Origin of the sequence: Pseudidiomarina tainanensis, from assembly GCF_004214835.1 — a bacterium.
In the GTDB taxonomy this organism is placed as follows: domain Bacteria; phylum Pseudomonadota; class Gammaproteobacteria; order Enterobacterales; family Alteromonadaceae; genus Pseudidiomarina; species Pseudidiomarina tainanensis.
The window spans coordinates 1,440,266-1,460,337 of the sequence record NZ_PIQJ01000001.1 but is presented as its reverse complement, the minus strand read 5'-3'; the positions used below and the strand labels follow the sequence as shown (position 1 = coordinate 1,460,337).

The following is a 20,072-nucleotide window of genomic DNA, read 5'->3' as shown; positions in this document are numbered from 1 at the left end:
GATTCGCTAATAATGCTTAGCCTAATTGATCTAAGCCCATTTCGTCACGAATTTGTGCACACCATTTTTGCACGCGCTCTTTCGTGAGCTCAGGTTGACGGTCTTCGTCAATGCCTAAACCGACAAAGTGATTATCATCAACTAATGCCCGCGATGCTTCAAATTCATAACCATCTGTTGCCCAGTGGCCAATGATGATGCCGCCACGAGCCTCCACGATATCACGAATAGTACCCATCGCATCTAAAAAGTATTCAGCGTAGTCTTCTTGATCACCACAGCCAAAGATCGCGATCAGCTTGTTGTTGAAGTCAATTTCTTCCAATTCAGGGAAAAAATCGTCCCAATCACACTGGGCTTCACCGTAATACCAAGTTGGAATGCCAAACATGAGCAAATCGTATGATGCGATGTCTTCTTTGCTTGATTTTGCGATATCAAAAACATCGATCAAGTTTTTGCCCAATTCTTTTTGGATCATTTGCGCAACAGCTTCAGTGTTTCCAGTGTCGCTACCGAAAAATATACCTACACTTGCCATAGAGTCTTACTACCTGCTGTAAAAATTAAAGACCTGCTTCCCAGAATGCTTGAATAATGCCTTTCGCAATAAAGCCAGCGCACCCTAAAAATAATACCAACCAAACAAACCAACGACCAAATTTTGGCACATCACCTTTTTTCAGAACATCTTGAATAGCTAATCCAATGAGTACAAACAAAAACGCAATGGCGAAATTAGTACCTAAGGTTTCAATCAATTCATAATGTTCTGACAGCATAACAGTAACACCTGATTCTTGGTTATTTGGATCATTTCAAAAAGAACGCAGAGTATAGCACGAACGCCACTTAGGTGCGAGAATGATTCTCAATAAACGCCCGTACCAGCCGATTGAAAATGCGTGGTTTTTCTGCGTGTAACCAATGTCCAGTACCCTCTATTATTTTCACTTCAACCTGACTAAAGCGAGCCTTAATTTCATCGGCATGGTCATTCATTAAGTAGTTGGAATCACCGCCTTTAATAAACAAAATTGGGCCATCATAGCTACCATCACGCACAGCACCTGAAATTTCTTCATAGCAGCTATCTAATGTCTCGAGATTAATGCGCCAGTGATAACCATTGTCGTCGCGTCGTAAATTTTTTAACAAGAACTGACGTACGCCTTTGGTATCGATATGCTGGGCGAGTTGCTTGTCGGCATCAGTACGACTATTTACTTGGTTCAGATCGAGTGCTTTCAAAGCTTCGAGTATATGTCGATGCTTTGGGTCATAAGCAACGGGAGAAATATCTGCGGCAATGACGCTTCGCACGCGTTCTGGGTAGGTCAGTGCAAATTCCATAGCGATTTTACCACCCATCGAGTGACCAACGATATGCGCCGAATCAATCTTGAGTTCGTCGAGCGTTGCGGCTAGGTCCTTTGCCATATCCGCATAGTTCATATGGTCGCTGTGAAAAGAGTCGCCATGATTTCGGGCATCAACCAGAATGACCTGATAGTCTTCGCTTAAATCGCGACCGAGGCCTTTTAGATTGTCTAAATCGCCGAATAGACCGTGAAGTAAAACCACGGGTTCGCCGCTACCTATCACTTCATAATTAAGAATCTGTGCTGTGCTCATGTTGAATTCCTGTACCCTAGCCGATGCTTGGGTATAATAGCGTGCAGAAGACGTGCCTTAAAGCACCATCCATAATTAATATAGCTAACGAGAAGCGATCGGGTAATGACCAAACGCATTGAAATTGATGATGAATTATACCGCTATATTGCCAGCCATACTCAACATATTGGCGAGAGCGCATCGGCAATCTTACGTCGTTTACTTGGCCTAGGCCCAGCTGAGCAGGCAACCGGACAACCGGTTATTGCCATGCCCGAAGTCGATGACGCAGCTGCAGTAGCAGCGGATAATAGCGAAGGCCTAGGCCGACGCACCATTTTTGATGTGATGACGCGCGCCGATCTGGCTGGTCAACGGAGTATTGTCGCTCGTTTTTTATATATCTTGAGCATGCTTTATAAATGCCATAGCAAAAAGTTTGATGCGGTGTTGCAGATTAGTGGACGTGATCGGCAGTATTTTGCAAAAACTGAGGCAGAACTCGAGGCCTCGGGAACGAGTACGAATCCCAAACAAATTCCGGATGCCCCTTATTATGTGGTAACCAACAATAACACCACGCGTAAGAAATCAATGCTAACCCAAGTTGCACTCGAATTGGGTTACTCACAGGAACATGCAGAAAAAATTAGGGACTTTTTATAATGGCTTTGCATCCTCGCGCCGGACAACCGGCAGCAGCTGAAGATTTAACCAATATTGCCCAACTGGTTAGTGCCTATTTTGTTAACGAAGTTGACCCACGAAACCCACAACAGCAAGTTAAATTTGGTACCTCAGGGCACCGCGGTTGCGCACTCACTAGTTCATTTAATGAAGCTCACATTCTCGCAATAAGCCAGGCTTTAGTTGCTTATCGCGAAGAGCAGGGTATTACCGGACCTTTGTTACTTGGTCGCGATACTCATGCATTGTCAGAAGCAGCGTACATGACTGCACTAGAAGTATTTATTGGTAATGGTATTGAAGTACATATTCAAACGGATGATGGTTACACGCCAACACCAGTGATTAGCCACGCGATTTTGCGATACAACCGTGGGCGTAGCAAAGATTTATGTGATGGGGTGGTGATTACTCCATCGCATAACCCACCAACCGATGGCGGTTTTAAATACAACCCGCCGCATGGTGGGCCTGCTGATACAGATGCTACTAAAACCATCGAAAAATATGCCAACGCGTTGTTATCTTCGGAGTTGATGGGCGTGAACGCTGTTTCTTATGCAGAAGCACGTGCAAGTAAAAAGTTGAAGCAAGTAGACTGGCGTAAAAACTATATTGAGAGTTTGCATGAAGTGATTGATATGCAAGCCATTGTGGACGCAAAATTGCGAATTGGTGTTGATGCGATGGGTGGTGCAGGTGCCGCTTATTGGGCTCTCATTGCTGAGCACTATGGCCTAAATATCGAGGTTCATCATGCCGACGTCGATGCGAGCTTCCGCTTTATGAGCCTAGATAAGGACGGCAAAATCCGTATGGATTGCTCATCGCCCTATGCCATGGCCAGCTTACTTAAGCTTAAAGACCAATACGATATTGCTGTGGGTAATGACCCAGATTATGACCGCCATGGGATTGTCACGCCAACACACGGTTTGATGAATCCAAATCACTATCTTGCCGTTGCTATTGATTATTTGTGCAAGCACCGTAACTGGAAACCTGAGCTCGCTATCGGAAAAACGCTCGTCTCAAGCGCTATGATTGATCGTGTTGTGGCGCAGAATCAGCGTGAGTTGCGAGAAATGCCAGTTGGTTTCAAATGGTTTGCCCAAGAGCTATTCGCAGAAACAACGGCCTTTGGCGGTGAAGAAAGCGCTGGTGCCAGTTTTCTTGACCGCGAGGGGCGAGCATGGTCAACCGATAAAGATGGCATTATCTTAGCCTTGTTGGCGGCAGAAATTTGCGCCGTTACCGGGAAAAACCCGAGTCAATATTATGATGGACTCTGCGCCGAACATGGTACGGCGTATTACAAACGTATTGATGTGGCGTCATCGGCTGAGATGAATGCTGGTTTTAGCGGTATTCGTGCCTACAAGCTCAAGGTATCTGAGTTGGCTGGTGATGAAGTCATGGCTATCACCACCAAAGCTCCGGCAAATGATGCATTAATTGGTGGAGTTAAAGTGACCACTGCAAATGGTTGGTTTGCAGCTCGACCATCGGGTACCGAACCAGTTTATAAAATTTATTGTGAGAGTTTTGTCAGTGCCGAGCACTTAGATGCGCTGGCTGAACAAGCTCAGCAACTCGTCACCAGTTGGGTGCAAGCCTAAACGCTTGCACCACCGGAAGGGCGCTGATCATCTTGTGATTCAGCGTCTAACTGGGCTTCCTGATACTCTTCATCCAACAGTTCTTGCTCATTCGCTAACGTTGTTAAAAGCTCATCAGATGTTTGTGTGGGTGCCAACATTGCGTACGCGCTATGCGATTGATCGCCAGCTTTCGCTCGTTTGGTAACGCGATATAACGAGTAACCGCAAACAATACTGGTGAGTACCATGATTAATAAGAAGAAGTAATTCACTGCGCCAAATTGCATGAGGGCGGCGACCGAAGGGGCGCCGATAATCGAACCGATACCACCGACTTTGATGATAGCGCCAGTTGCGCCAACCATCTGGTCCTTTTCAAGAAAATCATTGGTATGTGCCATACCGAGAGAATAAAGCGGTAACGCGCACGCGCCAAAGAGGCCAACGCATAAGTAAATGAGCCAAGCGACCGATGCATCTAGTTGCGATAAGACAAACGCCATGATGGCCGCCGTACCTGCACAGAACGACATGACGATGCGTCGATCGATACGATCTGAGAGCAGACCGATTGGCGCTTGGGCAAGCATGCCGCCGAGTATAAAAGACGCCATAAATAGTGATACTTGCGCCACTGATAAGCCAATGTAGGTGGCATACATTGGCCCGATACCGTAAAACATTGCATAACATGCTTGCATGATGAAAGCATTCACCATTCCGAGCGGCACTACTTTTAGTAGGCTACTGATAGCAACTTTGCGCGGTTCATGCGTTGTTGGTTCAACGGTAACGGAGATTAAAATTGGAATGAGCGACAAGTTAATTAACAACGCAACCAACGCAAAGGCAATAAACCCAGCTGGGTCGGTGATACCAAGAATGAGCTGGCCAGCGACTAATCCACCATAAATCAGCACCAAGTAAACAGAAAGCAAGGTGCCGCGATTCTTGTTATCGGCCATAGTGTTCAGCCAACTTTCAACGATCACGAAGATAGCTGAAATCGCAAAGCCAGTTAGAAAGCGCATGACAAACCATACGATAGGGTCAATCCATATTGCTTGAATGAGGATAGAGGCTGCCGCTAGCGCAGCAAGGCCGCCAAAGGCTCGAATATATCCCACTCGACGAATATCTTTGGGGGCGCGCGTGGTACCGAACAAGAAGCCAATAAAATAGGCTGACATGATGATACCGGTGGTGAGTGTACCAAAGTTTTCAATCGTGGCACGTAAACTCAACAACGTACTGGTCATGCCGGTGCAAATACCAATAAGCGTAATACTTGTCAGTAAAGAGCTTATAGCGCGCAATTGTTGCTTAAGCATGAGACGATCCTTGAGTTTGTCACGATGAATTTATTGAGCGAGTTTATCACGTTGGTAAATTTTCGGAAACGCCAAGAGGTTATCCACAGCTTGTTACTTGCGAGCAAGCATAGGGCTGTTTATGATGAGCACAAGATGTTGTGATGAGGTAGCTATGCGAACCCTAAAAATCGCTGTAATTGGATTATTTATAATCGCTCTTAATTTGCTCACGCCTTTGCAAACAGGGCATGCAGCCGTTGAAGTGAAACAGCTTTATCAAGCTCGTGTGGCAGTAACCAGCCAAGCCACCAGCGAACGTAATGAAGCATTGCGCACAGCTTTAACAAACACGCTGTTGAAAGTTTCTGGCGACGATGCAGTTCTAGAGCATGAATCTGTGCAATTAGCATTGCAAAATGTGCGTAATTTTGTGGTTCAGTATGGTTATCAACAAGCTGCTGATGAACTGTTGTTGTGGGTGCAGTTTGACCAACCTCAGATTGACCGGGTCATTCAACAAGCGGATTCTGGTGTTTGGAGCAGTCGTCGCCCAGAATTATTGTTTTGGGTAGTTGCTGAGGATGAAAACTTACAACGGCAAATTCTGGGGGGCGGTGAAGACTGGCCGGTCATCAATGAATTACGAAAAGCTGCGCAAACACGTGGTTTACCGGTGAAATTGCCGTTGCTAGATTTAAATGACTCCATGAGTATTTCAGTGGTTGATTTGTGGGCTCGTTTTGAAGATAGGATTACGTTTGCAAGCAGTCGATATGATGCTGATGGGGTGGTTGTCGCACGACTATATCAAGCCGATAGTGCAATAACGAGCGATGAATGGATGCTGGATTGGACATTGGAACTCGGCGGAATGCGCTGGCGCGGCGAAGTGAGTGCCATGCAACCTGAGTTACTTGGCGGTATGTTAGTAGCTGACGTCACACAACAATTGTCGCAGCGGTTTCGAATCGGTACTAATGCAGACATGGCAGGAACTTGGCGGATAAAGGTAAATGATTTGAGCCAGTTTATGGATGTATTACGGGCTGAAAAGTTACTTCTCGAGTTGCCGTCAGTGAATCGTGTCCAACTTATGCAGTATGGCGAGCACGAAGCTGAATTTGAGTTGTATATTCAAACCGACCCGGCACAAATTATGCAGGCGATTGATTTGAGTCGCACGTTCATTCCGATCAATCCAGAACGTCGGTCTGAGTTCGAAATGCCAGTTTATCGCTGGAGTCAGTCTTGAGTGCAATAGCGCAATTACCTTTAGCCGTTCAACTTCCCGATGACGAAACGTTTGCGACCTTTGTGCGAGGCGCGAACCAGGAGTTAATCCAGGTATTACAGCAGCTTCCTGATGGTTTAACTTATCTTTGGGGCGCCGAAGGCGTGGGTAAAACGCACCTCCTACATGCTTTGTGTGCGAATACTGAAGAAGCAGTAATGTACGTACCGCTGGCTGAATTACATGACCAAGTGCAGCCACAGATTTTACAGGGTCTTGAGCATTATTCTTTGATTTGCTTAGACGACATTGATGCCATCAGTGCCAATGAAAATTGGTGTTTTGAGCTATTTGCGTTGCTAAACCGGGTGAAGGATGCTGGGCGGGGTTGTATTGTCATCACCGCAAAACATGCACCGAGTCACTTACAGGTAGCAATAGCTGATGTCCATTCGCGTTTGCAGTGGGGATTGAGTATGCACGTTCATGCGCTCACCGATGAAGACAAGGCGCGAGCTTTGCAAGTTCGCGCAAAAGCGCTGGGTTTACATTTAGCTGACGACGCAGCCCAGTTTATGGTGCAACGACTTGGGCGAAATATGCGAAGTTTATTGGTATGTTTAGCCCGATTAGATCGGGCATCCATAGCAGCGAAACGGCGTTTAACCATTCCTTTTATCAAGGACGTTCTCGCTATTTAGAGTTGTCTTTTAGCTTCTTTAAGCCCAAGCCTAAAGCCTTACCTTGACGTCGCGCATACCAAGTGCACCCGACAAAAGCCGCGCTGGTTAGCACGAGCTCAGCGATAGCGAAGCCTCTTTGTTCTGGCGCGACATAGAGCATGGTAAGACTATGCAGAAAGTACCACATTAAAATGAAATTCGCCCAAGCATAGGTGTATGGTTTACCTCTCAGCATACCTGGTAATGCGAATAGCAACGGCACTATCCAGAGTCCAATCCGAAATACCACACTAAACTCGCTGTCACGTTGACACCAAACTTGCCAGATAATCATTAAGGCGAGTAAACCGAGATAGCTTGCCAGTGCAAGAAATCGAATTTGTCGAGTTTTTTCATCTAGGATCATAGCGTACCTTGCTTTCGTGCTGTTTTTAAAGCTTCTGCAACGACTGTGACGCGTTTACCAAGAGCGACCGCTGCTTGATATTCGTGATCAGTTAATTGCTTGCCATGGCCATGTTCAACGTGACTTGCGCCATAGGGCGATGCCCCTGAGACGGTTTGTTGAATGGCTGGTTCGGTATATGGAATGCCGCATAGTACCATGCCGTGGTGAAGGAGTGGCACGCCCATCGCGAGAAGAGTTGATTCTTGACCGCTGTGCATACTGCTTCCAGAGGTAAACACTGCCGCGGGTTTACCTTCCAGTTCACCTTTAAGCCAACTGATGCTGGTTTGTTCCCAAAACTGTTGTAATGCACTTGCCATGTGGCCGAAGCGCACTGGGCTGCCGAGTATTAACCCGTCACATTGCTTTAATTCATCTTTATTAATCGTTAGATCGCGCTGGCTGGCTGGGTCACCAGCGCCAGTTACCGTGCGCAACAGCGGCTCGCCGCCAGCTTTCAAGATCCCCTCAGCAAGGGCATCCGCCAATGCTTGGGTTGCACCGTGACGACTGTAATAAAGAATAATAATGTTGACACTCATGCAGGTAATATCTCAAGCACTGCTTCTGGAGGACGGCCTAAACGCGCTTGATTGCCCACCACCACAATCGGGCGTTCAATCAGTTTTGGGTGTTCGGCCATTGCCTGAATCAATTTTGATTCGTCGTGTTGATTGGCCAAATCGAGCGCTTTATACGTATCTTCTTTTGAGCGCATCAATTCACGCGCTGAAATAAAACCGAGTTGTTGTATCAAGGTTTGTATTTCTGTCACACTAGGTGGTGTTTTTAGATACTCAACAATCTGCGGTTCAATATGATGTTGTTCGAGTAATTGTAGGGTTTGGCGGCTCTTTGAGCAGCGTGGGTTGTGATAAATCGTTACCTGTGCCATTGCTGTGAATCCTCGATTAAATAATGCTTTAGCTTAAGGGAAACTCTATGCGTTGTCGATTTTTGCCAGCAGTGACGTTGGCTTCATTAGTTTTTTTAAGCGGCTGTCAGCCGGCCGCAGATTTTTCCACTGATACTGATGGTAGCTATAGCTGGCAACAGCTTGAAGGTGGTTATGTGGTCGTGAATTATTTTGCTGAATGGTGCGCGCCATGCTTGCGGGAATTGCCCGAACTCAATGAGTTTCATGAACTTTACGGCGATCAGGTGAAATTACTTGGCGTGAGTTTTGATGGGCTAAATAACGAAGAGTTAGCGGCATTGCGGGCTGAATATAATATTCAGTTTCCATTAATTCAAAATGAACCGTTGCCGATGTTGCCATTTGCTCAACCCAACGCCTTACCGGCAACGTATATCGTGACCCCGAGTGGGGAAATCAAAGGGCCGCTATTAGGTGAGCAAACCCTGGAAACTTTGGCGAAAGCAACGGATTTGGAAGTGCCGCCGGGGCATTAGTTTTATGAACTAAGCTTCTGCAACAACTGCTTTTGTTCCATGAGCTGCTCAATGCGAGCCTGCAAGCGTCGCTTTTCAATCTCTAGACCGCTTTGTTTGTGCGCTTTATGCAAGTGATCAATGGCTTGATCAAAGGCGCCATATAAAGCGGCCAGTTCAGCTTGGGTTTCATGCATTGAACTGCTGTTACCATTTAACCGGTAAGCAGTAGCTAATAAGTCGAGTGCTAATACATTATTTTCGTGACGCTGCAGGAATTCGCGAAGCAAAGCGATAGCTAAGTCATATTGTTTAGCTTCTACGGCCACATTGGCGAAGTTGAGCGTAATCGTTTGTTCATTTGGTTGCCGCATATAGGCATTTTCAAGCGTTTTCAACGCATCATCATAACGATTTTGAGCCAACAAAATATCGCTTTGAACATCGATAAAAAATGTGTTCATTGGGTCCCGTTTCAGAAGCGGGGCTAACACGTCTTCAGCTTCTTGGGCTCTACGGTTATCCAACAACACAATCGCCAACGCGTAAGTTGCCGCTGTTTTAATGTGCTCAGAAGGCGCAGACTCTATTTGGCGACGGAGTTCGGCCTCGCTAAACTGCCTTAAGTGACGAGCTTGAATTCGATATTTTGCTAACAAAAATGCTTGTGCGTCACGAACTTCGGGGCGCCGCATTGATTCAGCTCGGGCTCGCATATCGGCAAGTCGATTCTCGCTGTATGGGTGCGTTAATAAAATTTCTGGTGGACGCGATGTATAGCGATATTTTTCACTCAAACGACCAAAGAAATCCGGCGAACCCATCGGGTCAAAACCAGAATTAACTAAAATGGACAAACCAACGCGGTCCGCTTCTTGCTCAAATTGGCGGGTATAATTAATTTGCATTTGCTGCGATACGCCCATGGTGCCGGTCAATGCGGCCATACCAAGTTGCGGATTGATGACCGCTAGAATGACCGACCCTAACATGGCTGCCATTGTAGTTGGTGAGGCGTTGGACATGCGTTCCATATTACGAACGATATGGCGTTGAGAAACGTGGGCAATTTCGTGTGCCAAAACAGCAGCTAGTTCACTCTCGGTTTGAGCCTCAGAAATTAATCCTGTATGAACACCAATATAGCCACCAAAGAAGGCGAAGGCGTTAATGTCTTTTTGGTTTACCCAAAAGAAGCTAAACGGGAACCGAACGCCATCTGCTTCTCTTACCATTCGTGAACCAAGGTCACGTAAGTATTCATCGAGGACAGGGTCACCGACCAATGGTGCTTGTGCGCGCAACTGCCGCATGTACATATCGCCGTAGATACGTTCACGATCGATAGTCATGACCGAAGCACCAGCAGTACCGATTTCGGGTAAGCGATCTTGTGCCTGCGTGCTGTTCGCACTCAATGCGATTATAAGTCCAAGCGAGACTGCTGTGATGGTTGCAATATACTGCTTCATTTAATACGCCTAATTAACCTGCTGCTTCGAGTATAAAATTGTGAAAAGGTTCCCGTTTTCAGCATGCAGCTCTGTTACTCTGGTACGTTCAAAGCTATGATGTGGTATCTATGGGTGGCATGCAATATCTTTACCCGAAATTTTGGAGCTGCAGCAAATGTTTGATTACTTAAAGCAATGGTACAACCGCAAGTTTTCAGATCCTGATGCGGTGACCTTGTTTTTACTGTTATTGACTACGTTTGCGCTGATTATTTTGTTCAGCGATATCTTAGCGCCGATTTTGGTGGCGCTGGTACTCGCCTATTTATTGGAGTGGCCAGTACAACGTTTAGAGCGAGCGGGGATGCCGCGACTGAGTGCGGTGGGTATCGTGTTTTTAAGTTTTGTCGCGCTGAACGTCGTGTTATTGCTGTTCCTCGCTCCAGTTATTTGGCAACAATCCGTTGCATTAATTGGCGAATTGCCGCAAATGTTTGGGCAAGTTAAGGTCCTTCTTAACCGGCTGCCCGAAATGTTTCCTGAATATATTAGTCAAGCCAATATAAATACGTTTATCGAGACAACAACGTCACGCGCTCTATTGTTTGGTGAAACGATATTGGGCGAATCTTTATCACGAATTGTCGGCATCATGGCGTTGCTAATTTATCTGATTGTGGTGCCGTTGCTCGTGTTCTTTATGTTGAAAGATAAGCATCAATTATTGCGCCACGTAAGTCGTATTTTACCGAGCAACCGTCGACTCATCGCTCAGGTAAGCGATGAAATGAACATGCAGATCATGAATTATATTCGAGGTAAGGCCGTTGAAGTTGTTGTCGTTGGGGTGTTTACCTATTTGTGCTTTGCCTTTTTTGACTTGCGGTATGCGGTATTGCTCGCGGTACTGGTCGGCTTCTCAGTATTGATTCCTTACATTGGCGCTGCTGTTGTGACATTGCCCGTATTTTTGGTTGCACTGTTTCAATTTGGTTGGACCGGAATGTTTGCTTGGGTCATGATTGTATATCTCATTATCCAAGCGCTGGATGGTAACTTACTCGTGCCATTGCTGTTCTCAGAAGTGGTGAACTTAAATCCGGTCTATATTATTGCGGCAGTGCTGGTGTTTGGTGGGCTCTGGGGTTTTTGGGGCGTGTTTTTTGCAATTCCATTGGCAAGCTTGGTAAAAGCAGTGATTACTGCGTTATCTTCCAAGCCAGAGCCAACGGAATTAAGTCATGACAAAGCTTAAGCGTCGGCTAAATAATCCAATACGACTTGATGATGATCTTTCGTTTTGAACTTATCAAAAACGTGAGCAATCTGGCCGTCTTGATTAATTAAAAAGCTAATACGATGCAAACCATCATATTCACGACCCATGAACTTTTTCAGGCCCCAGACGCCAAAAGCTTCAGCGACTTGGTGGTCGACGTCGCTAAGCAGCGTGAAGTTAAGCTGATCGCGTTCGGTGAATTTAGCGAGCCGTTTCGGTTCATCGGTGCTGATACCGACAACTTGCACATTGTGCTCTTGAAGTCGTTGTTGATGGTCACGAAGTTGTTGGGCTTGCACCGTACAACCTGGCGTCATCGCTTTCGGGTAAAAATAAACAAGAACACGACCTTGCTTGAGTAGGTCGGCAAGTGCTACGGACTGCTCATTCGCATCAAGTAAGGTAAATTGAGGTGCTTTATCGCCTGCTTTTAAAGTATTCATAATCGCTCCGTTCCATCGCGTGTGAATATTTATATACGAGGCAAACATGATAAAAGATGCATGGGATTGAAGCAAAGCCTGTGCCAGCCTTGTCATTAGTCAGCGGTAAAAGTACCATGAGCTACACATAAAATATTGGGGGCAATATGCTAACAGGTAGTATCGTCGCGCTCGTGACGCCGTTTACTCAGCAAGGTAACGTTGATTTTAACGCTCTTGAAGGGCTCGTTAACTGGCACTGTGAAGCGGGAACTGACGCGATTGTGGCGATGGGAACAACGGGTGAGTCTGCCACCATGAGCCACGAAGAACACATTATGGTGGTTGCTGCGGTGGCGGAAATTGCGGATGGCCGTATTTCGGTGATTGCAGGTAATGGTTCGAACGCGACGGCTGAAGCAGTCATGTTGACCGAACGTATGAGTAGTTTCCCAATCCAAGGCTTCTTAAACGTTAACCCATATTATAATAAACCCTCACAACGGGGCTTATTGGCGCATTATAAAGCATGTGCTGAAGCTTCAGATTTACCGCAATTGTTATATAACGTGCCGGGGCGCACAGCCTCTGACATACTGCCAGAACAAGTTGCTGAGCTGGCACAAATTCCCAATATTGTGGGTATTAAAGAGGCCACAGGTGATATTACGCGGGTCGAACAACTGCGCAAACTTTGCGGTGAAGATTTTATTTTGTTAAGTGGTGATGACCCAACTGGTTGTGAATTCATGCTACTTGGTGGTCAAGGCGTGATTAGCGTTACCGCCAATATTGCCCCAGAAAAAATGAAAGCGATGGTAGTCGCAGCAACGGCAGGCGATGCCGCCACAGCAAAGGCAATTGATGCTGAATTGGCGAGTCTTCATGAAATGCTATTTGTTCAGGCAAACCCGATTCCAGTGAAGTGGGCACTCGCACAAATGGGTAAATTAGACGCGAATTACCGCTTACCTATGACCGAGCCGGAACTTCCGCAGCAACAACATATCGAACAAACATTAAAACAAGCAGGTTTAATCTAAAGCGGAGTAATAATGAGAGTTAATTTATTGGTACTAGCAGGGGCTGCCACTGTACTTGCTAGTGCATGTACGTTTACCCCAAAACAACAAGCTGAAGGCAAGTTTGAGTACACTGACCTGACTGCCGAGAGTGCTATTCAACCTGCACCGAATAAGCAATTACCAGAGCCAACCAATCGTTATACGGTGCCGGATGTGCAAGGTTCAGGGCCCATCGGTACAGCAGTGCCGATTTTAGCCCCGAAACTAGTTTGGCCAGTCGCCGACGGCAGTCGAGTTGAAGAGGCTGAAGATCAAGTTCGCGTATATTTTGATGAACTCGATGGCATGTCTGATATTGAACAATATGTATGGCAGGGGGCATTACAAGCTTTGCGAATGCGCAATATTGCAGTAACTGAGCAAGTTGACCGAAAGCTTATTCAAACCGATTGGGTTACTGAAACTTTTGTTTACGGTGAAGATGAAGAAGAAGTAAACATTCGTCGCCGCTTCGAGCTCAAGTTCGACACCGCCGAGCATGGCCGAACAACTGCAGTAAGTAGTGCTGTAGTTGAACGAGACTTGAGCGCGGTCGATACCGTTGAAATTGAAAATAGTTATCTTCAGTTCCGTGACCGTGATGCCGCCACGTCGGTGTTAAATATGGTTGTGAGTGAAATTGCAATGACCCAACAAACTGGCGTTGCTGACCTTGATGATGAAGGTGCCGTGCTTGTTGACATGGGCTTTGATGAAGATGGCTATGCAAGTTTCATCATGGGTGCGAGCTTCAGCTATACATGGGCGCTAATGCAGGATGTTTTGCCTGAGCTAGGCTTTGAAGTTGATGACTTTAACCGTGAAAATGGCCGTTATTATGTCACTTATGAATTTGAGGAATCGTTCTGGGGTGGTAGCTCTGAAGGTAAATTAGACTTATCTGAAGGGGCTTATGAAGTGAAGGTAACCGGTGATGCAAAACGTACTTCAATTACTATCTTCCGTGATAGAACACCACTAAGTGCTGATGACGTGATGCAAATTTTTGCACCATTTGCTGCTGAAATTCGCACCCAAAGTGGCATATAATATCGCCAATTTAAATCGCTAACTGTTCGGAGATATAGCTGCTCATGGAAAAACGTACTGAATTATATCGGGGTAAGGCCAAAACCGTATTTACGACGGACAACCCCGAGCGGTTAATTCTTCAGTTCCGCAACGACACCTCAGCCTTTGATGGTGAGAAAGTTGAGCAGCTGGATCGCAAAGGTATGGTGAATAACAAGTTTAACAACTTCATCATGGCAAAACTTGAAGCGTCAGGTATTCCTACGCAGTTAGATAAAGTACTTAGCGATACTGAAACGCTGGTTAAAAAGCTAGCGATGATTCCAGTTGAATGTGTCATTCGTAACTACGCCGCAGGTTCGTTAGTGCGCCGTTTAGGTGTCACTGAAGGTCAAGAATTGAATCCACCGACATTCGAGCAATTTTTGAAAAATGATGCGCTACATGATCCGATGATCAACGAATCATTAGCAATCAGCTTCGGTTGGGCAACTGCTGAACAACTAGCACAAATGAAAGAACTAACGTTCAAAGTAAACGACGTTCTGAAAAAGCTATTCGACGATGCTGGTATGCTCTTGGTTGATTTTAAACTCGAGTTTGGTGTGGACGGCGACGGTAACATTGTTTTGGGCGACGAATTTAGCCCAGATGGTTGCCGCTTATGGGATAAAGAAACCCGTAAAAAGTTAGATAAAGACCGTTTCCGTCAAGGTTTGGGCGGCGTTGTTGAAGCCTACGAAGAAGTCGCGGCGCGCTTGGGCGTTCCGCTTTAATCATCGCGCCAACCATCGTCCTCTAAGTCATCTTGATGCCGTTGCTGTTTATCTTTCAGCGACGGCATTTTTATATGAGCTGTGTGTTTGAGCAACATTAAATTACCCACGATAATGCCCACGGCAAGTAAAATCATTAACCAAACCATATGTCACCTGAAGTGATATCTGCATTGCAGATGCTGTCAATATAACGGTGTTTAATTTCGGCCATCTGATCGAGTATATAATCGCTTCCCACCACGTTATGACCACTGATGATTTCAGCTAACTGGCTCACGTTTACTTCGGCGTGTGCCTGATTCGCTAAATGTTGGTGACTTAAATGCCATGGTTCCACTGCGACGCCACCTTGATAGCGCGCATACGGGAAGAAAAAACCAAAGTCGCGAGCATATTTGAGCAACCATTGATGTAATGCATAACAAGGTCCGGTCTCTTGATACTCGGAAGGGATGAGTTGGAGTTGACGTTCGCCACTGCTAAATGGGGTAGGGTCATAAATGTCAAAATCGGTACCCCAATGATGGCGAGAAGCGCCTGGCAATGCCGACCAAGTCAGTATTGCTTCAATTTTTTCCCCAATTGATAGCTGTGTCGAATCGAGTTGCTCGCCGCGATCGTTATAAAGCGGTGCTTCACCGTTAAATTTACGGTTCCAAATCTGCCGCTGGCGCTCGAAATCGCGAAATGCAGAAGCAATTGCCATATTGATTCCATCATTCAGCGCTGCAGAACGCATCGCGATGTAGGCCTGGGCGACAGGCTCTTGCAATCGCACACCGTTGCGCTCACCGGAAACGTGACTGGTGTGACTGTCGTGAATGCCGTAGAGCTGCTCAATAGTTAGCATAAGAGGTTCTCAAGGATTTTTTCATACACGCGGGTCAAGGTTTCTAAATCGTCTTCTGCGACGCATTCGTTTACTTTATGTATGGTTGCATTGACTGGGCCTAACTCGATAACTTGAGCGCCAGTTGGCGCAATAAAGCGACCATCTGAGGTTCCTCCAGCAGTTGATAACTCAGGAAGTCGACCGGTAAACTCAGCAATCGCCTTTACTGTTGCATCAACCAACTCGCCAGAATCCGTTAAAAACGGCTCGCCATTTAACTTCCAAGTCAACGAGTAGTCGAGTTCATGCTGTTCGACAATATCCATGACACGTTGTTTCAGTTGCTCGGAGGTCGATTCAGTGCTGAAGCGGAAGTTAAACTGTACATGCATTTCGCCGGGGATGACGTTACCAGCTCCGGTGCCTGCATGAATATTTGAAACCTGAAAGCTCGTCGGTGGAAATGAACTATTGCCATTATCCCAATGCGATTGCGCTAATGCTGCAAGAGCAGGGGCCGCCAAATGAATCGGATTCTCCGCTAAATGCGGGTAAGCAACATGGCCTTGAATACCAAAAACGGTTAAGTCGCCCGTTAAACTGCCGCGCCGACCGTTTTTAACGACATCACCGAGTTCTGCGGTACTTGACGGCTCTCCGACTAAGCACCAAGTTATTTTTTCCTCACGAGCCTCCAACGTTTCAATCACTTTTGGAGTGCCGTTGATAAATGGGCCTTCCTCGTCGCTGGTGATTAAAAACGCAATACTGCCTTGATGATCTGGGTGGTTAGCTACGAACCGCTCCGTTGCAACGACCATAGCAGCTAAGCTACCTTTCATGTCAGCGGCACCGCGGCCATAGATATAACCATCTTTTCGAGTTGCTGAAAACGGCGGGTAAACCCACGCGTGTTCTGCTCCTGCCGGCACCACATCCGTATGACCAGCGAAACAAAAAACCGGGCCTTCAGAGCCGCGACGTGCCCATAGATTCGTTGTGTCTTCGAATACCATCGACTCAAGTTGAAATCCGAGCCGCGCTAAACGTTCGCCAATCAGTTCTTGGCAGCCTTCATCATTCGGCGTGACCGATGCGCGTTTAATCAGTTCACACGTTAGTGCAATAGTATCCACTACGCTTGCTCCAAGGCAGCTTGCCACTGTTTATCATTAAAGCCCGCACATAAAGTGCCATGACAATCTAGAAGTGGTCGTTTCATCAAGGTGGGGTGTTGTTGTAATAATTTGATAGCATCGGCATTGCTGGCAATATGCTGTTGCGCTGCACTAAGTTCGCGCCAAGCTGTGCTGCGCTTATTAATTACTTTTTCGACACCCAACTGTTCAAGCCACGCCTGAATAATAGTTGGTTGAACCGGTTCAGCACGGACATCATGAAAATCAAATGGTACAGACTGTTGTTCCAGCCATTTGCGCGCCTTGCGAACGGTATCGCAATTGGGAATACCATAAACTTTTATACTCATTAGCTGATTATCTCTCGCGGTTGTTACATCTGTAACTGCATTGTGACAAAGCCGCTGTGAATTCTCCACAATTTATGTGGATAACTCTGTGAGTTAGCTGCATTGAAGTTTGTAAGTGTATGAATATTAAGGTATTGACGTGGTGATTGAATTCCGTACAGTTAGCGTGAAAAGAAACTGGATATTAGCTATTGGATATTAGATATTAGAAAGGAAACTTCGAATGACGATTAACGATTAACGCTCTTATGAATTTATTTAAGTTACTGAAAGATGGTCAACACTACGCCAGCATTTGGCCTCGCCATGCAGTTGTTGCGGCGATGACCGAAACTCGTGTCGTGCCGGCGGTACAATTTGCAGCACGCTGGATGCCAGCGCTTGCGGTGATAAACCTGGCTGTACAGTGGCAGTGGCAAGGACAATTATTGGTTCCACAGGCGTTAGTCACTTCATTGTTTTTATTATCGTTACCGTTTCAAGGCTGGTATTGGCTTGGGCGTCGCGCCAATACGAAATTAGATCCGCGTTTGCGGCATTGGTATGGTGATTTGGCGAAAAAGCTAAAAGTGCAACCGCATGCGCAACCCACGTATATGCACTTAGCTAAAATCTTAAGAAAAGCATTGCAAGAATTGCCGCCTGACGAACATTAATCGACGCCTGGCGGCAAGCATTCATTAGATTGAGAACGAGCTCCATATCGGAGCATGGTCTGAAGGCTTTTCGATAGCGCGTAATTCATAGTCGATGCCGACATCGTTACAAACCGCGGCTAATTTTTGTGTCGCTAAAATCAGGTCGATGCGTAGGCCACGATTATCATCGAACCCACGTGAGCGGTAATCAAACCAGCTATATTGGTCGGTTACGTCAGGGTTTATTTGACGATAAGTATCAATTAAGCCCCAATCCAGTAGGGTATTCAGCCAAACGCGTTCTTCTGGTAAAAAGCTACATTTGCCGGTGCGCAACCAACGCTTGGCGTTATCTTCACCAATGCCGATGTCGCAGTCTTGATGCGAGATGTTCATGTCTCCCATGACAATCACAGCTTGTTCGCTATCTAATTCATTGTTCAAGTAAGCCATTAAATCACTATAGAACTTTTCTTTGGCTGGAAACTTTAACGGATGGTCACGACTTTCCCCTTGCGGAAAGTAACCATTTAATACTCGCACGCGCTCACCGTTATCAGTTATGTAGTCACCCATAATCATTCGGCGTTGCGCCTCTTCGCCATCGTTGGGGAAGCCGAAAGTTGGATTTTCCAACGGCTTTTTACTTAGCAGTGCAACCCCATAATGGCCTTTTTGACCATGATAAATTACGTGATAACCCAGTGCTTCAACATCTGCGAGAGGAAATTGTTCATCGTGAACTTTAGTTTCTTGTAGTCCAATGACATCTGGTTGGTGCTTTTGAATGAGCGCTTCGAGCTGATGTAAGCGAGCGCGAATACCATTAATGTTGAATGAAATGACTTTCATTTTTTCTCTCTTGTCTTCATTTGGAACAATATTAACAACGAAAGTTAGGCCAGAGCGGCAAGCATATCAGATTGCCACAATCGAGGCGACAATAGCTGTTTCATACCTGCTTTTTCGATATACTCAGGTCTTATAAAACGTTGTACGAAAAAGGAATACAGACATCATGACCACCGATTGGTTAACCATTAAAGCGGGACGCGACGCTTGGTTGCAGATTCAAGATAACGGCCTTAAAGCCGATGATATCGGCTTATTGCTAGGTGCCTCTGGTGGTCCGAAGTGGTTTGTATTACAGGGGATTGATCGCTATTTATTTGGTGAGTTTTTCCAACAACGGTCAAAGCCTCTCGACATGTTGGGCACGTCGGCAGGGGCATGGCGCTTTGCCAGTCTTGGGCAAACCGATCCGATTGCCGCGAGTGACTTGTTTTGCCAACTTTACCGGCAGCAAACTTATAGTGAAAAGCCTGATGTTCGTGAAATCACTGATGAAGCGATTAAGCTACTTCATGAGTATGTACCCGATGCTGCGGTGAATGATATTTTGCAACAGTCGCAATATCGACATCACTGGATAGTGACGCGTTGCCGCGGTTTTAGTGGCACTAATGGTCGCCGACAAATTGCTGGCTTACTGGGCTCGGCCGCGGCCAATGCGATTAGTCGAAAGCACCTTGGTCGATTTTATGATCGCGTCATCATGCATCATCCGCTATCAACTGTCGAATTTGCTCAGAAATGGCAGGATATTCCAACCTTTACGGTACCGCTTAGCACTGAAAACTTTAAGCAGGCGTTATTGGCGACAGGATCAATTCCAATGGTACTTGAAGGTGTAAAAGATATTCATGGTGCCCCACCAGGGATGTATCGTGATGGTGGGATTACCGACTATCACTTTGATCTTGATCTCAGTGCGGTCGATGGTTTGGTGCTATATCCGCATTTTTATCACCAAGTTGTTCCTGGATGGTTTGATAAAAGTTTGAAATGGCGTCGAACTCAAGGCAAACAGTGGCCGAATGTGATCCTAATGTCACCATCACCCGAATTCATTGCATCGTTACCGTACGGTAAGATTCCAGATCGAACTGATTTTGCGAAATTGAGTGTTGAAGAGCGGTTTAAATATTGGCAGCAGGCTGTTGAACACGGACATCGTATGGCCGATCAACTGCGCGAGTGGATTGAGTCAGGTAAAATTCGCCAAAAAATACAGTTGTGGACTTAAGCTCGTCAAATAAGATATCGACGCT

General features: G+C 46.2%; 25 protein-coding genes. 11 read left to right on the top strand and 14 right to left on the bottom strand.

The genetic code is table 11. The features are described 5' to 3' along the window. Positions 1 to 16 precede the first annotated feature (16 nt). The 3 genes from fldA to CWI82_RS07200 form a co-directional block, all read right to left on the bottom strand. Positions 17 to 541: a flavodoxin FldA gene (fldA, locus tag CWI82_RS07210; RefSeq protein WP_130203033.1), complete on the bottom strand. Its 525-nt coding sequence runs from the start codon at positions 539 to 541 to the stop codon at positions 17 to 19. A gap of 25 nt (positions 542 to 566) precedes the next feature. Then, on the bottom strand, positions 567 to 782 hold the full coding sequence (locus CWI82_RS07205) for a DUF2788 domain-containing protein (protein ID WP_092854554.1): 216 nt from the start codon (positions 780 to 782) through the stop codon (positions 567 to 569). Positions 783 to 852: 70 nt separating this feature from the next. Continuing rightward, the gene (locus tag CWI82_RS07200) at positions 853 to 1,635 is read right to left on the bottom strand and encodes an alpha/beta fold hydrolase (RefSeq protein WP_092854556.1); all 783 of its coding nucleotides are present in this window, start codon (positions 1,633 to 1,635) and stop codon (positions 853 to 855) included. Positions 1,636 to 1,740: 105 nt separating this feature from the next. Between CWI82_RS07200 and seqA the strand changes: the two genes are divergently transcribed. Together seqA and pgm are read left to right on the top strand one after the other, a co-directional pair. After that, positions 1,741 to 2,283 (top strand): replication initiation negative regulator SeqA, encoded by a 543-nt coding sequence (gene seqA / locus CWI82_RS07195; protein WP_130203032.1) that lies wholly within the window; start codon positions 1,741 to 1,743, stop codon positions 2,281 to 2,283. Then, positions 2,283 to 3,923, top strand: a complete 1,641-nt coding sequence (gene pgm / locus CWI82_RS07190; RefSeq protein WP_130203031.1) for a phosphoglucomutase (alpha-D-glucose-1,6-bisphosphate-dependent) — start codon at positions 2,283 to 2,285, stop codon at positions 3,921 to 3,923. The genes seqA and pgm overlap by 1 nt, the downstream gene beginning before the upstream one ends. Here the strand turns inward: pgm and CWI82_RS07185 are convergent. Next, positions 3,920 to 5,236, bottom strand: coding sequence for an MFS transporter (locus CWI82_RS07185; RefSeq protein WP_130203030.1), 1,317 nt, complete (start codon positions 5,234 to 5,236; stop codon positions 3,920 to 3,922). The genes pgm and CWI82_RS07185 overlap by 4 nt on opposite strands. 154 nt (positions 5,237 to 5,390) lie before the next feature. On the opposite strand from CWI82_RS07185, the gene CWI82_RS07180 reads away from it, so the two are divergent. Both CWI82_RS07180 and hda read left to right on the top strand, forming a co-directional pair. After that, complete coding sequence (locus CWI82_RS07180; RefSeq protein WP_165383893.1) at positions 5,391 to 6,470, top strand: DUF2066 domain-containing protein; 1,080 nt, start codon at positions 5,391 to 5,393, stop codon at positions 6,468 to 6,470. Next, the gene (hda, locus tag CWI82_RS07175) at positions 6,467 to 7,150 is read left to right on the top strand and encodes a DnaA regulatory inactivator Hda (RefSeq protein WP_233340209.1); all 684 of its coding nucleotides are present in this window, start codon (positions 6,467 to 6,469) and stop codon (positions 7,148 to 7,150) included. Before CWI82_RS07180 ends, hda begins: the two co-directional genes overlap by 4 nt. Here the strand turns inward: hda and CWI82_RS07170 are convergent. The 3 genes from CWI82_RS07170 to arsC are packed head-to-tail and all read right to left on the bottom strand — an operon-like array spanning position 7,143 to position 8,475. Then, the gene (locus tag CWI82_RS07170) at positions 7,143 to 7,538 is read right to left on the bottom strand and encodes a DUF2069 domain-containing protein (RefSeq protein ID WP_130203028.1); all 396 of its coding nucleotides are present in this window, start codon (positions 7,536 to 7,538) and stop codon (positions 7,143 to 7,145) included. The two genes, hda and CWI82_RS07170, sit on opposite strands and share 8 nt — an antisense overlap. Next, positions 7,535 to 8,122: a flavodoxin family protein gene (locus CWI82_RS07165; RefSeq protein ID WP_130203027.1), complete on the bottom strand. Its 588-nt coding sequence runs from the start codon at positions 8,120 to 8,122 to the stop codon at positions 7,535 to 7,537. Before CWI82_RS07165 ends, CWI82_RS07170 begins: the two co-directional genes overlap by 4 nt. Then, the gene (arsC, locus tag CWI82_RS07160; protein ID WP_092854570.1) at positions 8,119 to 8,475 is read right to left on the bottom strand and encodes an arsenate reductase (glutaredoxin); all 357 of its coding nucleotides are present in this window, start codon (positions 8,473 to 8,475) and stop codon (positions 8,119 to 8,121) included. Before arsC ends, CWI82_RS07165 begins: the two co-directional genes overlap by 4 nt. Positions 8,476 to 8,522: 47 nt before the next feature. Between arsC and CWI82_RS07155 the strand changes: the two genes are divergently transcribed. Then, positions 8,523 to 8,993 carry a TlpA family protein disulfide reductase gene (locus CWI82_RS07155; protein ID WP_092854572.1) on the top strand — a complete coding sequence of 157 codons (471 nt, stop codon included), beginning with the start codon at positions 8,523 to 8,525 and terminating at the stop codon, positions 8,991 to 8,993. A 2-nt stretch (positions 8,994 to 8,995) separates the two neighbouring features. On the opposite strand, the gene bepA is transcribed toward CWI82_RS07155, so the two are convergent. Then, positions 8,996 to 10,444 carry a beta-barrel assembly-enhancing protease gene (bepA, locus tag CWI82_RS07150; protein WP_130203026.1) on the bottom strand — a complete coding sequence of 483 codons (1,449 nt, stop codon included), beginning with the start codon at positions 10,442 to 10,444 and terminating at the stop codon, positions 8,996 to 8,998. Between the two features lie 157 nt (positions 10,445 to 10,601). Between bepA and CWI82_RS07145 the strand changes: the two genes are divergently transcribed. After that, positions 10,602 to 11,681: an AI-2E family transporter gene (locus tag CWI82_RS07145; protein WP_092854576.1), complete on the top strand. Its 1,080-nt coding sequence runs from the start codon at positions 10,602 to 10,604 to the stop codon at positions 11,679 to 11,681. Here CWI82_RS07145 and bcp read toward each other — a convergent pair. Next, complete coding sequence (gene bcp, locus CWI82_RS07140; RefSeq protein WP_130203025.1) at positions 11,678 to 12,148, bottom strand: thioredoxin-dependent thiol peroxidase; 471 nt, start codon at positions 12,146 to 12,148, stop codon at positions 11,678 to 11,680. The genes CWI82_RS07145 and bcp overlap by 4 nt on opposite strands. A 146-nt stretch (positions 12,149 to 12,294) precedes the next feature. On the opposite strand from bcp, the gene dapA reads away from it, so the two are divergent. Genes dapA through purC form a run of 3 tightly spaced genes read left to right on the top strand, consistent with a single transcriptional unit; the run spans position 12,295 to position 14,999 of the window. Next, complete coding sequence (dapA, locus tag CWI82_RS07135) at positions 12,295 to 13,170, top strand: 4-hydroxy-tetrahydrodipicolinate synthase (protein ID WP_092854580.1); 876 nt, start codon at positions 12,295 to 12,297, stop codon at positions 13,168 to 13,170. A gap of 12 nt (positions 13,171 to 13,182) precedes the next feature. After that, a complete protein-coding gene (gene bamC, locus CWI82_RS07130; protein ID WP_130203024.1) occupies positions 13,183 to 14,241 on the top strand; it encodes an outer membrane protein assembly factor BamC in 1,059 nt (352 codons plus the stop codon). 44 nt (positions 14,242 to 14,285) lie between these two features. Then, positions 14,286 to 14,999, top strand: coding sequence for a phosphoribosylaminoimidazolesuccinocarboxamide synthase (gene purC, locus CWI82_RS07125; RefSeq protein WP_092854584.1), 714 nt, complete (start codon positions 14,286 to 14,288; stop codon positions 14,997 to 14,999). Here purC and CWI82_RS07120 read toward each other — a convergent pair. Genes CWI82_RS07120 through CWI82_RS07105 form a run of 4 tightly spaced genes read right to left on the bottom strand, consistent with a single transcriptional unit; the run spans position 14,996 to position 17,323 of the window. After that, entirely contained in the window at positions 14,996 to 15,148 is a 153-nt protein-coding gene (locus CWI82_RS07120; protein ID WP_130203023.1) for a DUF2897 family protein, read from the bottom strand. The two genes, purC and CWI82_RS07120, sit on opposite strands and share 4 nt — an antisense overlap. Further along, positions 15,136 to 15,852, bottom strand: a complete 717-nt coding sequence (locus CWI82_RS07115) for a M15 family metallopeptidase (RefSeq protein WP_130203022.1) — start codon at positions 15,850 to 15,852, stop codon at positions 15,136 to 15,138. Before CWI82_RS07115 ends, CWI82_RS07120 begins: the two co-directional genes overlap by 13 nt. Continuing rightward, the gene (dapE, locus tag CWI82_RS07110) at positions 15,846 to 16,970 is read right to left on the bottom strand and encodes a succinyl-diaminopimelate desuccinylase (RefSeq protein WP_199286245.1); all 1,125 of its coding nucleotides are present in this window, start codon (positions 16,968 to 16,970) and stop codon (positions 15,846 to 15,848) included. The genes CWI82_RS07115 and dapE overlap by 7 nt, the downstream gene beginning before the upstream one ends. Beyond that, entirely contained in the window at positions 16,970 to 17,323 is a 354-nt protein-coding gene (locus CWI82_RS07105) for an arsenate reductase (RefSeq protein WP_092854592.1), read from the bottom strand. Before CWI82_RS07105 ends, dapE begins: the two co-directional genes overlap by 1 nt. 248 nt (positions 17,324 to 17,571) lie before the next feature. Here CWI82_RS07105 and yfbV point away from each other — a divergent pair, with 248 nt between their 5' ends. Further along, on the top strand, positions 17,572 to 17,979 hold the full coding sequence (yfbV, locus tag CWI82_RS07100) for a terminus macrodomain insulation protein YfbV (RefSeq protein WP_092854594.1): 408 nt from the start codon (positions 17,572 to 17,574) through the stop codon (positions 17,977 to 17,979). A gap of 24 nt (positions 17,980 to 18,003) precedes the next feature. Here yfbV and xthA read toward each other — a convergent pair whose 3' ends face one another. Further along, positions 18,004 to 18,813 carry an exodeoxyribonuclease III gene (gene xthA / locus CWI82_RS07095; protein ID WP_130203020.1) on the bottom strand — a complete coding sequence of 270 codons (810 nt, stop codon included), beginning with the start codon at positions 18,811 to 18,813 and terminating at the stop codon, positions 18,004 to 18,006. A 166-nt stretch (positions 18,814 to 18,979) separates the two neighbouring features. Between xthA and CWI82_RS07090 the strand changes: the two genes are divergently transcribed. Continuing rightward, the gene (locus CWI82_RS07090; RefSeq protein WP_092854598.1) at positions 18,980 to 20,047 is read left to right on the top strand and encodes a patatin-like phospholipase family protein; all 1,068 of its coding nucleotides are present in this window, start codon (positions 18,980 to 18,982) and stop codon (positions 20,045 to 20,047) included. Positions 20,048 to 20,072: the final 25 nt, after the last annotated feature.

Coding starts and splice junctions, on each gene's coding strand:
- fldA (WP_130203033.1), bottom strand. CDS start 541: ATGGCAAGTGTAGGTATATTTTTCGGTAGCGACACTGGAAACACTGAA.
- CWI82_RS07205 (WP_092854554.1), bottom strand. CDS start 782: ATGCTGTCAGAACATTATGAATTGATTGAAACCTTAGGTACTAATTTC.
- CWI82_RS07200 (WP_092854556.1), bottom strand. CDS start 1,635: ATGAGCACAGCACAGATTCTTAATTATGAAGTGATAGGTAGCGGCGAA.
- seqA (WP_130203032.1), top strand. CDS start 1,741: ATGACCAAACGCATTGAAATTGATGATGAATTATACCGCTATATTGCC.
- pgm (WP_130203031.1), top strand. CDS start 2,283: ATGGCTTTGCATCCTCGCGCCGGACAACCGGCAGCAGCTGAAGATTTA.
- CWI82_RS07185 (WP_130203030.1), bottom strand. CDS start 5,236: ATGCTTAAGCAACAATTGCGCGCTATAAGCTCTTTACTGACAAGTATT.
- CWI82_RS07180 (WP_165383893.1), top strand. CDS start 5,391: ATGCGAACCCTAAAAATCGCTGTAATTGGATTATTTATAATCGCTCTT.
- CWI82_RS07170 (WP_130203028.1), bottom strand. CDS start 7,538: ATGATCCTAGATGAAAAAACTCGACAAATTCGATTTCTTGCACTGGCA.
- CWI82_RS07165 (WP_130203027.1), bottom strand. CDS start 8,122: ATGAGTGTCAACATTATTATTCTTTATTACAGTCGTCACGGTGCAACC.
- arsC (WP_092854570.1), bottom strand. CDS start 8,475: ATGGCACAGGTAACGATTTATCACAACCCACGCTGCTCAAAGAGCCGC.
- CWI82_RS07155 (WP_092854572.1), top strand. CDS start 8,523: ATGCGTTGTCGATTTTTGCCAGCAGTGACGTTGGCTTCATTAGTTTTT.
- bepA (WP_130203026.1), bottom strand. CDS start 10,444: ATGAAGCAGTATATTGCAACCATCACAGCAGTCTCGCTTGGACTTATA.
- CWI82_RS07145 (WP_092854576.1), top strand. CDS start 10,602: ATGTTTGATTACTTAAAGCAATGGTACAACCGCAAGTTTTCAGATCCT.
- bcp (WP_130203025.1), bottom strand. CDS start 12,148: ATGAATACTTTAAAAGCAGGCGATAAAGCACCTCAATTTACCTTACTT.
- dapA (WP_092854580.1), top strand. CDS start 12,295: ATGCTAACAGGTAGTATCGTCGCGCTCGTGACGCCGTTTACTCAGCAA.
- bamC (WP_130203024.1), top strand. CDS start 13,183: ATGAGAGTTAATTTATTGGTACTAGCAGGGGCTGCCACTGTACTTGCT.
- purC (WP_092854584.1), top strand. CDS start 14,286: ATGGAAAAACGTACTGAATTATATCGGGGTAAGGCCAAAACCGTATTT.
- CWI82_RS07120 (WP_130203023.1), bottom strand. CDS start 15,148: ATGGTTTGGTTAATGATTTTACTTGCCGTGGGCATTATCGTGGGTAAT.
- CWI82_RS07115 (WP_130203022.1), bottom strand. CDS start 15,852: ATGCTAACTATTGAGCAGCTCTACGGCATTCACGACAGTCACACCAGT.
- CWI82_RS07105 (WP_092854592.1), bottom strand. CDS start 17,323: ATGAGTATAAAAGTTTATGGTATTCCCAATTGCGATACCGTTCGCAAG.
- yfbV (WP_092854594.1), top strand. CDS start 17,572: ATGAATTTATTTAAGTTACTGAAAGATGGTCAACACTACGCCAGCATT.
- xthA (WP_130203020.1), bottom strand. CDS start 18,813: ATGAAAGTCATTTCATTCAACATTAATGGTATTCGCGCTCGCTTACAT.
- CWI82_RS07090 (WP_092854598.1), top strand. CDS start 18,980: ATGACCACCGATTGGTTAACCATTAAAGCGGGACGCGACGCTTGGTTG.